The 15849-nt window shown below is 61.2% G+C and carries 17 protein-coding genes; 13 read left to right on the top strand and 4 right to left on the bottom strand.

What is annotated here, in order from left to right:
* Window positions 1-86: 86 nt before the first annotated feature.
* The 13 genes from EFD55_RS08760 (at window position 87) to EFD55_RS08825 (ending at window position 13223) form a co-directional block, all read left to right on the top strand.
* Window positions 87-1637, top strand: coding sequence for an acyl CoA:acetate/3-ketoacid CoA transferase (locus EFD55_RS08760; protein ID WP_125844365.1), 1551 nt, complete (start codon window positions 87-89; stop codon window positions 1635-1637).
* On the top strand, window positions 1634-2440 hold the full coding sequence (locus EFD55_RS08765; protein ID WP_125844367.1) for an SDR family NAD(P)-dependent oxidoreductase: 807 nt from the start codon (window positions 1634-1636) through the stop codon (window positions 2438-2440). Before EFD55_RS08760 ends, EFD55_RS08765 begins: the two co-directional genes overlap by 4 nt.
* Window positions 2437-3288 (top strand): MaoC/PaaZ C-terminal domain-containing protein, encoded by an 852-nt coding sequence (locus EFD55_RS08770; protein WP_125844369.1) that lies wholly within the window; start codon window positions 2437-2439, stop codon window positions 3286-3288. Before EFD55_RS08765 ends, EFD55_RS08770 begins: the two co-directional genes overlap by 4 nt.
* Complete coding sequence (gene hutC, locus EFD55_RS08775) at window positions 3285-4052, top strand: histidine utilization transcriptional repressor HutC (RefSeq protein WP_125844371.1); 768 nt, start codon at window positions 3285-3287, stop codon at window positions 4050-4052. Before EFD55_RS08770 ends, hutC begins: the two co-directional genes overlap by 4 nt.
* The gene (locus EFD55_RS08780; protein WP_125844373.1) at window positions 4049-5554 is read left to right on the top strand and encodes an HAL/PAL/TAL family ammonia-lyase; all 1506 of its coding nucleotides are present in this window, start codon (window positions 4049-4051) and stop codon (window positions 5552-5554) included. Before hutC ends, EFD55_RS08780 begins: the two co-directional genes overlap by 4 nt.
* A gap of 113 nt (window positions 5555-5667) precedes the next feature.
* Window positions 5668-6555, top strand: a complete 888-nt coding sequence (locus EFD55_RS08785; RefSeq protein WP_125844374.1) for a glycine betaine ABC transporter substrate-binding protein — start codon at window positions 5668-5670, stop codon at window positions 6553-6555.
* 119 nt (window positions 6556-6674) lie between these two features.
* Window positions 6675-7679 (top strand): ornithine cyclodeaminase family protein, encoded by a 1005-nt coding sequence (locus tag EFD55_RS08790; RefSeq protein WP_125844376.1) that lies wholly within the window; start codon window positions 6675-6677, stop codon window positions 7677-7679.
* A gap of 35 nt (window positions 7680-7714) precedes the next feature.
* Window positions 7715-8500: a phosphate/phosphite/phosphonate ABC transporter substrate-binding protein gene (locus EFD55_RS08795; protein WP_125844618.1), complete on the top strand. Its 786-nt coding sequence runs from the start codon at window positions 7715-7717 to the stop codon at window positions 8498-8500.
* A gap of 40 nt (window positions 8501-8540) precedes the next feature.
* Window positions 8541-9173 carry an ABC transporter permease gene (locus tag EFD55_RS08800; RefSeq protein WP_125844378.1) on the top strand — a complete coding sequence of 211 codons (633 nt, stop codon included), beginning with the start codon at window positions 8541-8543 and terminating at the stop codon, window positions 9171-9173.
* Window positions 9170-9805 carry an ABC transporter permease gene (locus EFD55_RS08805; protein ID WP_125844380.1) on the top strand — a complete coding sequence of 212 codons (636 nt, stop codon included), beginning with the start codon at window positions 9170-9172 and terminating at the stop codon, window positions 9803-9805. Before EFD55_RS08800 ends, EFD55_RS08805 begins: the two co-directional genes overlap by 4 nt.
* Window positions 9806-9827: 22 nt before the next feature.
* A complete protein-coding gene (locus EFD55_RS08810; RefSeq protein WP_125844382.1) occupies window positions 9828-10769 on the top strand; it encodes an ABC transporter ATP-binding protein in 942 nt (313 codons plus the stop codon).
* Window positions 10770-11002: 233 nt separating this feature from the next.
* Window positions 11003-12088 (top strand): hypothetical protein, encoded by a 1086-nt coding sequence (locus EFD55_RS08820; protein ID WP_125844386.1) that lies wholly within the window; start codon window positions 11003-11005, stop codon window positions 12086-12088.
* A gap of 124 nt (window positions 12089-12212) precedes the next feature.
* On the top strand, window positions 12213-13223 hold the full coding sequence (locus EFD55_RS08825) for a threonine ammonia-lyase (RefSeq protein WP_125844388.1): 1011 nt from the start codon (window positions 12213-12215) through the stop codon (window positions 13221-13223).
* Between the two features lie 46 nt (window positions 13224-13269).
* On the opposite strand, the gene EFD55_RS08830 is transcribed toward EFD55_RS08825, so the two are convergent.
* From EFD55_RS08830 to EFD55_RS08845, 4 genes are all read right to left on the bottom strand, one after another.
* Window positions 13270-13935 carry a nitroreductase gene (locus tag EFD55_RS08830; RefSeq protein ID WP_125844390.1) on the bottom strand — a complete coding sequence of 222 codons (666 nt, stop codon included), beginning with the start codon at window positions 13933-13935 and terminating at the stop codon, window positions 13270-13272.
* A 206-nt stretch (window positions 13936-14141) separates the two neighbouring features.
* The gene (locus tag EFD55_RS08835) at window positions 14142-14492 is read right to left on the bottom strand and encodes an ArsR/SmtB family transcription factor (RefSeq protein ID WP_125844392.1); all 351 of its coding nucleotides are present in this window, start codon (window positions 14490-14492) and stop codon (window positions 14142-14144) included.
* A gap of 282 nt (window positions 14493-14774) precedes the next feature.
* Window positions 14775-15470 (bottom strand): response regulator transcription factor, encoded by a 696-nt coding sequence (locus tag EFD55_RS08840; protein ID WP_125844394.1) that lies wholly within the window; start codon window positions 15468-15470, stop codon window positions 14775-14777.
* 16 nt (window positions 15471-15486) lie between these two features.
* On the bottom strand, window positions 15487-15849 hold the full coding sequence (locus tag EFD55_RS08845; RefSeq protein WP_125844396.1) for a response regulator: 363 nt from the start codon (window positions 15847-15849) through the stop codon (window positions 15487-15489).

Raw genomic sequence — 15849 nt, forward strand, 5'->3', positions numbered from 1 at the left:
GCCCAAAATACTTGCAAAGATTCCCGTTGCCTTCCAAACGATCAGCGACTAGCCTGTATATACAGGGCGGAGAAGCAAAGATCGTCATGCAGGTCATCTCTTCACAACAAGCTGCGGATCTTCTCGAAGACGGGATGACTGTCGCTGCCTCGGGATTTGGAGGATGCTGCCATCCTGAGGCCATTACGGCCGCTGTCGAGGAACGTTTCCTCGCCTCTGGAAAGCCTCGCAACCTGAGACTTCTGTTTGCTGCCAGCGCGGGCGATCGTCAGACGCGCGGCATGGGGCATTTCGGTTATGAAGGCCTCGTCGCCTGCGTGATTGCCGGGGGATGGCGCGGAACGCCGCGCCTTGGCAGGCTGGCGATCGAGGAAAAAATCGAGGCGCACTGCTGGCCGCAAGGCGTCATCGCCCAGCTCTATCGGGCGATTGCCGCCGGTCAGCCCGGGGTGATCACCCATATCGGCCTCGGCTCTTTCATGGACCCCCTGCATGGCGGCGGCCGCATGAATGCGACGACGCCGCGCGCGCTTGTCGAGCGTGTGTCGTTGCGCGGCAAGGAATGGCTGCTTTATCCCTCGATGCCGCTCGACTGCGTGCTTTTGCGCGGAACGACGGGCGACGAGGACGGCAACATCACCCTCGAGGACGAAGCCTTTCCGCTCGACGTGCTGGCAATGGCGCAGGCCGGCCGAAATTCCGGCGGTAGCGTCATCGTGCAGGTCAAGCGGATTGCCGAGCGCGGCTCGCTGCCGCCGGGCGATGTCCGCATCCCGGCGGCGCTGGTCGATTATGTCGTCGTCTGCGATGATCCGGCCCAGCACGGCGTCAGTTTCGCCGAGACGGACAATATCGCCTATACCGGGCGCGTCCGCATGGCGGTGAGCCGTCTGCAGCCGGCGCCGCTGTCGGCCGATAAGATTATTCAGCGCCGTGCCTTCCTGGAGTTGGCGCCGCTCCATCGCCCGACGATCAACCTCGGCATCGGCATTGCTGCCGGGATCGGCCGCATCGCCAGCGAAGAGGGGTTTGACGATTATACGGTGACGATCGAATCCGGCGTCATCGGCGGCGTGCCGGCCGAGGAGCTGTCTTTTGGCGCCGCCGTCAATCCGACCGCGATCGTCCCGCAGGCGTCGCAGTTCGACTTTTACGACGGCGGCGGCCTCGATATCGCCTTTCTCGGCATGGCCGAGGTGGATAAGCACGGTGCGGTCAATGTCAGCCGCTTCAATAATTCGATCGTCGGGGTCGGCGGCTTCACCAATATCTCGCAGACGGCAGGGCATGTTGTCTATCTCGGTGCATTTTCGGCCGGCGGCGCGGAAATTTCGGTTGCCGACGGCAGGCTCGACATCATCAGGGACGGCAGAGTTTGCAAGATCGTCGACCATGTCGACCAGATCAGTTCGAGCCCAGCCTTTGCGCCGGAAGGGCAATCACAGCTTGTCGTCACCGAGCGGGCCGTCTTTCGGGTGATCGACGGATGCCTGACACTGACGGAGTTTGCCCCCGGTATCGATCTTGCCGCCCATGTTCTCGACCGCCTGCCGAAGGGTGTCGCAGTGTCGGACCAGTTGAAACAGATGGATAGGCGCCTGTTTTCCACCCACGCCATGAAGGACTTTGCCCCATGAAAATCGATGGCGCCGTCATCATCGTCACGGGCTCGGCGACGGGGGTCGGGGCCGCATGCGTCAAACAATTCGCCGAGGGCGGTGCCCAGGTGGTGGTCAATTACAGCCGCAGCAAGAAAGAGGCCGACGAGACCGGCGATATCTGCCGCAGCCTGGGCGCGGAGGTCGAGATCGTCCAGGCCGACGTTGCCGACGACACGGCCTGCCGGCGGATGGTTGCGATGGCCGTCAATCGGTGGGGCCGGCTCGACGCCTTGGTGAACAACGCCGCAATGACGGTCAAATCGGATCCTTTCGATCTGGAGACTTTGTCGGCCGAAGATTTTCAGTGTGTTTTCGGCGTCAATGTCATCGGCGCCTATCAGATGTGCCGGGCGGCGGTGCCTGCGATGCGTGACAGCGGCGGCGGTGCGATCGTCAATGTCTCATCCAATGTTGCCTTTACCGGCGGCGGCAGCTCGCTTGCCTATACGGCTTCCAAGGGCGCGCTCAATGCGTTGACCTTGGCCCTGGCGCGCACCTGCGGTCCCGATATCCGCGTCAATGCAGTTTGCCCAGGCATCATCGATACGCGCTGGATGCGCGACACGCTCGGGCCGGATGCCTATGGAGCCATTGCCAAGCGATTTGCGGAAACCGCGCCGCTCGGCCGGGTGGCGACGCCGGAAGACGTAGCCGGCGCTATTGTCTGGCTTGTTCAGGGGGCAGACTTCGTCACCGGCGAATTGCTTTCCGTCGACGGCGGCATCCGCCTGTCCGGTGGCGTTCGCAAACCAGCGATATCCGGCGGAGCCGCATCGTGACGCTGTCGGCCCAATCCATCCTCGAATTCCCGGTGCCGCAAGCGACACATGTGGTCACCGCAAGGGACGCCATCCTTTACGCCCTGTCGGTCGGCTACGGCACCAACCCGCTCGACGAAGAGGCATTGAACTACGTTTATGAACGCGATCTGGTGACCGCGCCGACGCTTGCCAATATCGTGGCGCATCCAGGCCCATGGATGCAGCAGACGGGCGTGGACTGGGCGCATCTAGTGCATTCCGAACATCGCCTGATGGTCCACCGGCCCATCCCCCTGGATGTGCCGCTGATCTCGCGATCGCGCGTCTTGTCGGTGGTCGACCGCGGCATTGAAAAAGGGATGTTCGTCAGCTTCGAGCGCCAGATCGCAACCATGGACGGTGACGAGCCGATTGCGACGATTGTCCAGACGAACGCGTGCCGCGGCGATGGTGGATGCGGTTCGGCGGGATCTGCGCCTGACCCTCTGTCCAAAGTCCCGGACGCAGAGCCGGATCTCGAATTCAATGTCGATATCCCCGGCAATGCCGCCCTGCTTTATCGCCTGAACGGCGATCTCAATCCATTGCATGTCGACCCCCAAGCAGCTGGCAGAAGCGGCTTTGACCGGCCGATCCTCCATGGGCTGTGCAGCTTCGGTTATGCGGGCTACGCCATCGTCGCCGCCATAGATCCAGGCATGGCTATCGGTTTGAACGCGATCGCGGCGCGGTTCAGCGCACCGATCTTTCCCGGAGAAACAATGACCCTGCAGTTGTGGCGCAGCGATGCCGAGATTCGCTTCCGGGGGCTCGTTGCGTCACGGGGCACTATCATCCTCGACAATGGCATGGCGAGGTTGTCATGACAAAAGCGGTCAAACCGGTTGCCCGCGAGGCGCGCCATTACATCAGGATCAAGGAGCAGATCCTGGCGGACATTGCCGAGGGCAAGCTGCAGCCTGGAGATCGGGTATCCTCCGAAAGCGAACTGGTGGCGGCGTTCGGCGTCAGCCGCATGACGGCGAACCGGGCGCTGCGGGAGTTGATGTTCGAGGGTATTCTCAAGCGATCCGCCGGCATCGGAACATTCGTGTCGCCAAAACACCTCGATGTGGATCTGCTTCAAATCCGCAACATAGCCGACGAAATACTGGAGCGCGGTCACAAGCATAAGGCGGCGGTCGTCAAGGCCGGCTTGATGAAGGCCGATGCCAATGTTGCCGACGCACTCGAACTGACCCTCGGCGCTGGGGTGATGCACTCGCTGATCGTGCACCTGGAAAACGACCAGCCCATTCAGGTCGAGGAGCGCTACGTCAATCCGCTGGTCGCGCCCGACTATCTGTCGACCGATTTTAGCAGCATGACGCCGAATGAATATCTGACGAAGGTGGCGCCGATAACGGCGTTCGAACATGTTGTACAGGCCGTCAAACCGGACCCGGCCATCCGCAAATATCTCGGCCTGAAAAATGATCACCCTTGCCTGCGCGTCTTTCGAAGGACCTGGTCGGGCGAGGCCGTCGTGACCTGCGCGCTGCTCTATTATCCCGGCGCGCAATATCGGCTGGAAGCACGGTCCACCAAGGGTCCCTCGAAGCCCGTCGCCATTCTCGGAGAGAAACTGTGAGCGCGCCCCATTCTCCATCGATAACCTTCAACGCGTCGCCGCCGACGATCGAGGACATTGCAGCAATTGCCCGTCGCCACGCCAGGATCGAAATCTCCACCGAGGTCGAGGCCCGGATTACGGCGGCGCGCGCCGTCGTTGATCGATATACGGAAAAGGATCTGCCGGTTTATGGTCTGACGACGGGACTGGGAGCGGGGGTCGATACACGACTGGCAACCGAAGATCTGGTCGCGTTTCAGATGCGTGTGCCGCAAGCCCGCGCCGTCGGCGTCGGAAAACCCCTCGCCCGGGAATCCGTGCGGGCAATGATGGCCGTCAGGGCCGCCGGCATGGCGGCGGGCGGCTCCGGTGTGTCACCCAAAGTCTTCGACAGTCTGATCGCCGCCATCAATGCAGGTATTCATCCTGTCGTCCCGTCATTGGGTTCGATCGGTGCGGCGGATTTGGCTCCGCTTGCCCATATGAGCCGGGCGCTTCTCGGCTTCGGCGAGATCGAGCTTGGCGGCGAAGTGCTGCCAGCCGCCACCGCGCTCGAAAGGGCTGGCCTGAAACCTCTCGAATTGGCGCCGAAGGACGGACATGCGCTTGTCGTGGCCAACAGTCTCTCCATCGGCCTCGCCTGTCTGGCGTTTGAGGATATCGAGCGGCTCTTCGAGTGGTCCCTGAAGGCAATTGCCGTTAATTTCGAAGCGTTCCGGGCAAATGTCAGCGTCTTCGACGATCGCGCTCTGGCTGCGAGACCGGCCTTTGGGCAGCGCCGCGTCGCCACTCAGCTGATGGAGCTGCTTTCGGGAAGCTCCTTGCTTGCCGCCGATGCAGCAAGACGTCTCCAGGATCCTTTGAGCTACCGCTGCACGCCGCAGGTCTGGGGTGCGTTGAGGCATGCGATCGACGAGGCAAGGCAGGCGACCGAGATTGAGCTCGTCAGTTCCAGCGACAATCCTGTCGTGATCGCATCCGAAGGCGTCATTCTTTCACACGGCAATTTTGACATGACCGCGTTTGTGCTCGCCTGGGAAAGGCTGGGGCAGGCGATGGCGCATTGCGCGGCAGGCACCGCCTATCGGATCATGAAAATCATGTCGCCCGGCATGTCCGACCTCCCGCGCTTCCTGACCCCGATGGGCCAGAGCCGTACCGGTTTTGCGACCGTGCAAAAGACCATCTCGGCCATGGAAGCCGAAATCCGCCATCTCGCCATGCCGGTTTCGCTCTCGCCCTTTCCCGTCGCCGATGGCGTCGAAGACCAGGCGTCGATGGCCCCGAGCGTTTTGGCAAAGACGCACGCGATCGTCGAGCGCCTGCGCTACCTGGTCGCGATCGAACTGATCGCCTCAGCACAGGCCATCGAGCTGCGTGGCGTCTCAGGCGAATTGGGCAAGGGATCGGCTGAGGCCTATGCATTCGTGCGCAGCCACGTTCCGCCGCTTGAAGAGGATCGCGCGCATGGGCCGGATTTTGCGACGATTGCCGCATTGATCGGGCTCGGCCCGCAATAAGCCCGGTTCGCCACTGCCCGGCAAGAAGGGCAGGCGCTGACCGGTCATGCCCACGGCTATTCCGGGGAATGCCGCCGGTTCGTGTATCGAAAAGTCAACTAGAGGGAATGGTTATGAAAAATTGGACAAAAGGCATTTTTGCAGCGGGCATCATGGCAGCAGCCATGTTCCAGTCTGCATCCGCAGAGACCATCAAGGTCGGCAGCAAGAATTTCACCGAGCAGTTCATCCTCGCCGAAATGTATGCCGCCGTTCTGGAAAATGCCGGCTTTACCGTGGAGCGCAAGATCAACCTAGGCGGCACGCTGATTGCGCACCAAGCATTGGTGGCCGGCGAGATCGATCTCTATCCGGAATATACGGGCACGGCGCTTGCGTCCGTCGTCAAGGGCGAGATGTCGACCGATGCCGACAAGGTCTACACCCAGGTCAAGGACTTCTACGCCAAGCAATTCAACCTCACATGGCTGAAGCCGAGCGGCATCAACAACGGATACGTTATCGTCGTCCGCCAGGAGACCGCGCAGGCCAACAATCTGAAGAGCCTGTCGGATCTTGCCAAGGTTTCCAAGACCCTGGTCTTCGGCGGCGGTGCCGAGTTTCCGGATCGCGCCGACGGCCTGCCCGGCTTGAAGCGGGTCTACGACGCCGAATTCAAGGAGTTCAAGCAGTTCGCCAAGCTTGGCCTTCGTTATGACGCGCTGGAACAAAAGGACATCGACGTCGCCAACGGTGCGGCGACCGACTGGCAGATCGGCTCGAAGAACCTCGTGCCGCTGGCAGACGACAAGGGTCTGTTTCCGCCCTACTACGTGGCCCCCGTTGTCCGCCAGGGCGTGCTGAAGGCCAACCCGAAGGTCGCCGAACTGCTGGAAGCGGTCGGCTCTCATCTCGACAATGAGAAGATGCGGGTCCTCAATGCCAAGGTCGAGACCGATCACGAGGAAGCCAAGGACGTGGCGGTTGATTTTTTGAAGGAAAACGGCCTGCTGCCGAAATAATAGTCACGCCCCGCGGCCGGCTATTGATCCGGCCGCGGTCTGGCGCGACGATTCTTTGGGGGTACTTGTTCGAAAATCCGTCTGGTCTTCAGCCGGGCAGGAATGTGGAGAAGCGGGAAATGCAGGAAATCTGGATCGATTATCTCAACGCCCTCGATGCCAAGGCGCTGGCGCTGACGAATGACGAGATTCTCGATGCGGTGTCGAAGGCCCTGGATGCGCAGGGCAGGGGTGAAACTGTCATCGAGCCGCGTGTCCATCTTGTGCCGGAGAGCTCCGACAAAGGCCATTTCAACGTGCTTCGCGGTTATGTCAAAGCGTTGAACTATGCCGGCGTCAAAGTCGTCGGCGACTTCGTCGATAACTACAAGGTCGACCTGCCTTCGGAGCTTGCAGTTCTCAACCTGTTCGACCCGAATACGGGCGTGCCGAAGGCCATCATCGACGCAACTGCTATCACCGACATGCGCACCGGGGCCGTCACCGCTCTTGGCGCAAAATACCTTGCCCGCAAGGACAGCAAGGTGCTCGGCCATATCGGTGCGCGCGGAACCTCTTACTGGAATGTCCGGCTTCTCGACCATCTCTTCGACTTCGAGGAAATCCGCGTGCACTCGCGCCGCCCGGAAAGTCGCGATGCCTTCGCCAAGCGTCTTGAGGCGGATCTCGGCAAGAAGGTCGTCGTCACCGACAATTGGGAGGATTGCCTCAAGGGCGCCGACATCATGGTCGAGGCCAGCCGCCTGCCGGAGCCAGCGCCGCTGTTCAAGACCGAATGGGTGAAGAAGGGGGCCTTCGTCGTGCCCTATGGCACGATGAGCGCGCTTGAATTCGATCTCACAGATATCATGGACAAGGTGGTCGTCGACGACTGGGGACAATGCGGTCCCGGCAAGCCTTTCGGAGCGCTTCGCCGTCATGTCGACGAGGGCAAGGTGACGGCCGAGACCCTACATGCGGAAATCGGCCAGATCGTCTGCGGCATGAAGCCCGGCCGAGAAAGTGATGAGGAGACGATCCTGTTCTGGCACCGCGGCCTCAGCACGACCGACGTGGCGCTCGGCGCCGCCATGGTCGACAAGGCAAAGGAGATGAACATCGGCCAGCGGCTGCGGTTCGCATAGTCGCCATGGAGTCCAAGCCGATCGCCTGTTCGAGAATGTATAATCTCAGCCCGCGCATTCGCGGCCTGTGGAATGCGCTGTTTGCGCAGGTCAGCCTGGAGTCCGGCATCGAACTCGAGATTATCGCGCATGCAGCACCGGCACTGCTATCGGAATTGTGGGCAAGGCCGGACATGGGCGCGGTCTTCATGTGCGGCTATCCGTTTTCACGCATGCCTGAAGGCGCAAGGCCGACGGTGCTTGCTGCACCCGTCTCGAGCGAGGCATGGTCTTTGGACCAGCCCCTCTATGCCAGCCACATTCTCGTCGCCTCTACCGGGCCGGTGAACGCGGTGGCGGATCTCGCCGATGCACGCTGGGGCTGGACCGTGCGCGATTCCCAATCGGGTTACCACGCGGCGCGCTCCTTCCTTGCCGGTCGATTTGCCGGGAAAATGAAACAGAGTTTGACGGTCGGGCCGTTGCTCAACCCGTCAGGCATCGTCACAGCCCTCAAGGACGGCAGGATCGATGTGGGCGCGATCGACGCTTACGCCTTCCAATTGTTGCAGATGCACGAACCCGATGCGATCGATGGCCTTCGTATTCTGGCGACGACCGATCCGCTTCCCGCACCGCTATTGGTTGCAGCGCAGACATTGCCCGTGGACATCGCCTCAGCATTACAGCAAAGCCTCGTGACATTACATGAGACGCCTGAGGGGGCGGCGGTTTTGGAACGCCTCGGCCTCAGACGATTTATGGCGGTCGCTCCGCCGGCCTACGATATTCTGCCGCTGAGGGCCGATGACGCCGATCGCAGATTGGGGGTCACATGGTAGACGGTGCAAAAGGAGCGTACCGGGCGCTGAGGTCTCGACGATGAAATGGGTCCCCAAACATCTCGACCGGCTATTCGAAGCGCTGTTGGAACACCTCTATCTCGTTTTTTCCTCGGTCGGCATTGCTCTCGTAATCTCGCTGATCGTTGGGATATGGGCGGCAAGGCGGCCGCGGAGTTTTGCGGCCATCGTCATCTTCACCGGTATCCTGTTCGCCGTGCCGAGCCTGGCGCTGTTTGCGCTTCTCATTCCCATCATGGGCATCGGAGCGGCACCCGCGATAACGGGTCTTGCCGCCTACTCGCTGATGATACTGATCCGCAATATCGGCATGGGATTTCAGGCTATTCCACGTGACGTACTCGAAGCTGCCGATGGCATGGGCTACGGCACGGCGCGTCGGATCTGGGAAGTCGAGTTGCCTCTGGCGATGCCCTATATCGTTGGCGGCATCCGCATCGCCATGGTGACGGTCATCGGCATTGCGACCGTTGCCGCCTATATCAATGCTGGCGGGCTCGGCGTCATCATTTTCGAGGGCATCGACCAGCGCTTTCCTGAAAAGATCATCGCAGGCGGGCTGCTGACGTCATTTCTGGCGCTCTTTGCCGACTACTGTTTTGCCTCATTCGAAAAGCTGTTGCGCCGGGGCAGTGGGGGGAAGGCGGCATGATCGCTCTCGATGCATTCAGCTGGATCTTCAACAATTCCGGCACCTTCTTTAACGCTTTCAATCGCCATCTTCTGATGTGCGCCCTATCGCTCGGCATCGCCTTTGTCATCGCCGTCCCGCTCGGATTTGTCGTAGCACGGGCACCACGCGCAGCCTTTGCAGTGATCAATATTGCCGGCGCCCTGCGCTCCATCCCGAGCCTGGCCATCCTATCGGCGACAATGCCTTTTCTCGGTATCGGGTTGCTGCCGTCGGTGATCGCCCTCATCGTCCTTGCCGTGCCGCCGCTATTGTTGAACACGATCATCGGCATCCGCGAGATAGACGCCTCGGTGATCGATGCGGCGGATGGAATGGGCATGAGCGCCAGGCAGATGCTGTGGGAGATTGAATTTCCGCTAGCCGTTCCCGCGATTCTGTCGGGCGTCAGGACGAGCGCCATCCAGGTCATCGGCGGGGCGGCGCTCGCCTCCTTCATCGGCGGCGGCGGGCTTGGCGATTTCATCAATGCCGGCATTGCGATCATGAACATGCCGCGCCTTCTCGTCGGAGCGGTTCCGATAGCCCTGCTCGCAATCTTTGCGGAATTGGCGTTCGGCGCCCTGGAGCGTCTCTTCACTCAACGGCGCTGAGGGGCCGAAAGCGGATATCAGGATGATTCATCTCGATCATGTTACCAAGAACTACGACGGAAGCGGCCCGCACGCGGTCGATAATCTCGATCTCCTGATCGAGACCGGCACGACAGTTGCCCTGATCGGTCCTTCTGGTTGCGGCAAGACCACGACCATGCGCATGATCAATCAGTTGGAGACACCGACGACGGGACGCGTGCTGGTCGACGGCAGGGATATCGCCCGGGTCGATCAGAAAGAGCTCCGCCGCAGCATCGGCTATGTCATCCAGCAGGTCGGTCTGTTTCCGCATATGTCGATCGCACGCAATGTCGCGACCGTGCCGCGGCTTCTCGGTTGGGAAAAGGCGCGCAGCGATCGCCGCGTCGACGAACTCCTGGATCTCGTCGGTCTCGATCCGGCAATCATGCGTCAGCGCCTGCCGCACGAATTGTCGGGCGGACAGCGCCAGCGCGTCGGCTTCGCGCGTGCACTCGCGGCCGATCCCGCGATCATGCTGATGGACGAACCGTTCGGCGCGATCGATCCGATTACCCGCGTTCGGCTCCAGGACGAATTCCGCGATATTCTCAGGAAGGTGAAGAAGACCGTCGTCATCGTCACGCACGACCTCGACGAGGCCATCAAGATGGGCGATCGCATCGCGATCATGCGGGATGGCCGTCTCCTTCAATATGATAGCCCGCAGGAAATTCTCGCGCGTCCCGTCAATGAATTCGTCGAGAGTTTCCTTGGCCCCGACCGAGCCATAAAAAGGCTGAGCTTGATCGCCGTATCGACGATCATGACCGCGCCGGAACCGCCCGCCAGCGATGTCGAGATCGCCGCTGACGCCACGGTTCACGATGCCTTGGCGCTCATCCTCTCCGGTGAGATGCCGGGCCTGCACGTCAGAGCCGCCGATGGGACGCTTGCGGGTTATCTGTCGCGGGACACCTTGTTGCGCGCCAATCGGCTCTAGGGCAATTCCGGGAAAAGTGCGCGGTGGACTTGCTCGACGCGAACCAAGACATAGGCCAATGCTACCCATGCGTGCTGAAAGGGATTGCCGATCGCCTGTCTCAGGCTGTAGATGGGTTTCACGCAATGGGATTGTGCAAGCGGTCGCAATGACGTCAACGCTGCTCGCTCATTATCGGCTGCTGTCTGAAGCTTTACCAGCGCGCTGCGCTGACACATGAGGGATCAACGCCATTGTCTTCGCTTGCTCTCCCCAGTCGCCCGCTTTCGTTGGCGCGCAACGTGATCTCCACACCGAATGCTTACTTCTGGACAACGCCCATCATCCTGGCATTGGTTGTCTTTCTGGCTCTTTGGGATGCGCCAGGCCTGATCCGCGATTTCCAGATCAGCCGGAAGCCTCTGGTGCTCGAAAATGGCGACGTTCAGAACGGGCGGTGCACGACACGCAAGGCCATCTTTACCGATTGCGAAGCGCGCCTTGTCTATAGTTACGGTGGACGGAACTACGACACCGAGGTCGAGGTCATGTTCGTCGATTTCCATACCGGCGACTACGAAACCGGTCTCGTGATCTCCGCCGATCATCCGGAGCTCGCGACGATCAGTCTGGGTCTGGATATGCTCTGGAACCGGATCATTACGCTCACCGTGTTCGTCGTCTTGCTTGGCGGGATGAGCCTGGGGACGATTTTTCTCGGTCTCCGCATCTGGCGCGTCAACAGCCAATTGCGCCGGCCTGCCATGCTGACGCCCGTCCCGGTTGAGGTCACCGCGTTCGACCGCAAGCGCGGCATCCTGTCCATCACCTACAATGACAAGATTGCCGCCGACAAAACGGGGCGATCGGCTTACACGCGCATGAAGAAGGGAGAGGAGCCTCTGATCGTCGGTCAAGCCAATGGCAAAGCGATCGGACTGGCTGTCAGGCACGGCAATACCGCCCTGCCGGTGCTCCTGGACGCTCGTTTGCAGCGCGTCGAACTGACAGATGATGAGCGTAGCGCGGCTCTTGCGCCGATGGCGCGCCAGCAAGAACGCGCGCCGGCGTTGATCGAAGAACCAAGAAGGTCGGCATCGATCTGGAAGCGACTGCAGGTTTTCCTCGGCATGTTGCTTCTGATCGTCATCGGTGCAGCGGGCTTCTGGCTTTGGTATATCACGAGTTCCACGACGCCGTTCCAATCGCCCGGCATGGACATCAACAACCTCATGCCGGCGCCCTTGAACGAGTGGGGATGCGAGCAGCTCAAGAAGCGGTTCGGCCAGGATCGTGCGCCGTTCGGTTGCGTCGCCGACGATTTCACGAGCTGGAAATAGAGGACTGGAGCGTTCGTGGCGCCGGACAGGTAGGACGCACGTCTGCCAATTCGTCGGCCACACCCGCGTACGCGCTACAACGCACACCCGCGCAACGGCAACACAATGTCAAAAGGACTATCCCATGCGATCAGCAGGTGAAAGATCCGCAGCATACCGTGACGTCAGGCAACCAGACACCAGGCTCGACCTCGACCGCATTCTTGCGACCAGGGAACAAATTTCATCCGTGTTTCGCGACACACCGCAATTTGCTTGTCCCGCTCTTGGCGACGTGCTGGGCTGCGAAGTCGTCATCAAACTTGAGACCGCAAACCCGATCAGATGCTTCAAGGGACGAGGGACCGAGGTCGTTATGTCCCGTCTGGCAAGCAGCCCGGATCCCAAGGCCGCGGTCTGTGCCAGCGCCGGCAATCTCGGGCAGGCGCTCGCATATAGTGGCCGGACACGCGCAATTGACGTAACCGTGGTCGCGGCGACCAGCGCCAATCCCGCAAAAATTGATCGCATTCGCCGGCTCGGAGCTGCCGTCGAACTGGTCGAGGGCGACATCGAGGAAGCGCGCCAGCGCGCCCGCGAGATCGCGGCCAGCGACAATGCCTTACTCGTAGAGGACAGCGAAAACCTCGACACCTGCGAAGGTGCGGCGACAATCGGGCTGGAGCTCATCGAAGGGTGCGGCCGCATCGACACGATCCTGCTCGCACTCGGCGGCGGCGCGCTGGCCACCGGCGTCGGTCACGTCTTCAAGAGCTTGTCGCCTACAACAGAGGTGGTGTGCATCCAACCCAGCGGAGCACCCGCCCTGGCTCTGTCCTGGCGGGCGCGAGACGTCGTCACCACAGACCGCACCGACACGATCGCCGATGGCGTCGCCGGCCGCTTCCCGATCGCGGCGGTCCTTCAGGACCTGCTCACCGTCGCCGATCACGTGCCTCTCGTCGAGGAAGCAAGCATCAAGGCGGGCATGCGCTTGCCGCATCGGCACGCTGGCCTCGTCATCGAGCCGTCGGCCGCTCTCGGCATCGCGGCGATCCTGGAAGACCCCTCGCGTTACCGTGGCAAGCGTGTGGTGGCGGTGATCTGCGGGTCGAACGTGCTGCCGGAAGCGTTTTCGGAGTGGATAAAGGACTAGGGATAAGGCGACTGCGAGAGGTCCCCATTCCTTCGATCACAAGTCACTAGTCGCCGACGAACGTAACCGTCTCGTCGAGCGGGGCGCGGCCTGTACGGGTGTAACTTACCGTGGGGTCCTCGTAGCCGATCGACATGCCGCAGAAGAGGATGAGCCCATCGGGCGGTGACAGGATCTCTGCGACCGTCTCGCGAACCTGCGACCACGCCATCTGCGGGCAGCTGTGCAGGCCTTCGGCGCGCAGCAGGAGCATGACCGTCTGCAGATACATGCCGACGTCGGCCCATTGGGGCAGGCCCAGGTCACGGTCGATGTAGCAGAAGAGGGCGGCGGGCGCGCCGAAACAGTTCCAGTTGGCGATTGCCGCTCGCTGACGCGCTTCCCAGTCGTCGCGTGCAATGCCGAGCGCGCTGTAGCGCTCCTTGCCGAAGGCCGACCGGCGCTCCCCGTAGGGGGTACCCAGCATGGGCGGGTACATCTCGTACTGCCGCTTGTCCCAGGGGTCGCCGTGGGCCACGCGCTCGACGGCTGACGTCTTGAGCTCTGCCAGCAGCGCGCCGGTCATCACGTAGGTGTTCCACGGCTGGATGTTCGATCCCGACGGCGACCAAGCTGCGGCGGAGAGCACACGCTCAAGCACCTCCCGCTCCACAGGCCTATCCTTGAATCCGCGCACCGACCGTCGACTTTTGACTGCCTCATATACGTCCATGATCGCCTCCATGCCGCCAGCCTTTCTCGCCATTGCTGATGCGGTTCATTATCTCCATTTGCAATGGAGGCGTAATCACACCGTGGTCTAGGAGGTGTACATCAAACGTACATCGGGGATCGATGTGTTAGAGAGGCAGGGGCGAAGCATCGCCGGACTCTGCGCTACTGGATCATGAGCCAGAAGAGCAACGCTTCGCCGTTTCGTCAGCCACGTGCGGCTCGGGCGCAGTCTGCTTTGGCGCTGCGATGCGTTCCGAAGATGTCGGAGAGCGTCTCGAGTATCGCCCTGGCCGCGTCGGATTGGAGGGAATAGTAGATCGTCTGGGCGGCCCTTCGCGTCTGCACGAGTTCCTGTTCCCGAAGAATAGACAAATGCTGGGACGTCGAAGATTGGCTCAATCCTACTTCCTCGGCCAGAACCGTCACGGACAATTCTCTTTCGGCCAACAGACGCAGGATGTGGAGCCGCTTGGCATTTCCCATGGCCGACAGGAAGTTTGCTTCGTCATCGAAGGCGGTGATTTCAGCAGAAGGCGCGGACGATAGATTGTTCAAAGCGAGATCTCCTTTGGGGAACCAAAGCCGGGGACCGGATCATATCCCCCGCTTTAATTTAGAGATAACGCATGCGAGCCAAATCGAAACCCATTCTCCGCGCCGTCGTGTCTTTTCTGGCGCGATCTGGATACATCGAGCATCAAATGGACATTGGTGGCCACCGTACCGAAGCCTACGGGAACCCTGCGTAAACCAGACGGCGCTCGGCTGGAGGCCAGCGCATGTCGCGCAAGCCAGGGACCTGAAACGCGATACGCGAATCTGAAAGACCGGACGCGTCTAGCGCGAAGCGGCGGCCTGGCGCATTTGCGCGGGCAGCGTTTCCCATGCCCGGATCAGTTCGCCGATGGAGGCGGCCTCCATCTTGTGCATGACGTTGCTGCGATGCAGCTTAACTGTCACTTCGCTGATGCCGAGATCGAAGGCGATCTGTTTGTTAAGGCGTCCGCGGGCAACTTCGTGCAGCACCTCGCGCTCACGCTGCGTCAGCGTCTCCAGGCGTTCGATATTGCGGTTGGCGATCGCGGCTTCCGCCCGCCGTTCGGCATCCATGGTGATGGCCGCGGTCACGGCATCGAGCAGCGTCTGGTCCCGCACCGGCTTGGTGAGGAAATCCACGGCGCCTGCCTTCATCGCCTGGACGGTCATCGGGATATCGCCGTGCCCCGTCAGGAAGATGATCGGCTTGGAAATGCCGTTTTCGGCCAGATGGCGCTGCAGGTGCAGACCGCTTGTTCCGGGCATGCGCACATCGAGGATCAGGCAGCCGGGGCTCTCCACCATATCGGAGTCGAGCAAATCGCGGGTCGAGGCGAAACTGGCCGGCTGGAAGCCCGCTGACAGGATCAACTCCGACAGCGCCTCACGGATGGATGCGTCGTCATCGACGATGATGACGAGCGGCTGATCCTCTTCGCTTCTGCACTGCAGTGATGACGGCGCCGATCTCCGTGCCAAAGGCTGGTCCACTCTCATGTCACCCTCCGTCTCTCTATTTGTGTAACGCGTTGGCGATGGCCGTCAGCAGAGCCTGGGCATCGAAGGGCTTGCGGAAAAATCCGCCTGCGCCTTGCGCGCGGCCCTGATCGGCGATCTCGTGGCGACCGGTGATGAGGAACACCGGCAGCTCCGGGCGTGACTTCAGCACCAGGTCGCGCAGTTCGAAGCCGTCGATGCCGGGCATTCCGATATCGGTGATGAGCAGGTCCAGGTCGGACAGGCCGTTGACGAGCAGCGAGCCCGCCGACGAGAAACTGCGGGCCACATAGCCCGCCGATTCCAGAAGGTCACCCATCGATTCCAGAAGCCTGGGATCGTCATCGACAATTGCCACGACATGTCTTGTCTTGTTCAT

This window comes from Rhizobium pisi, from assembly GCF_003938655.1.
GTDB classification, from domain to species: Bacteria; Pseudomonadota; Alphaproteobacteria; order Rhizobiales; family Rhizobiaceae; genus Rhizobium; species Rhizobium pisi.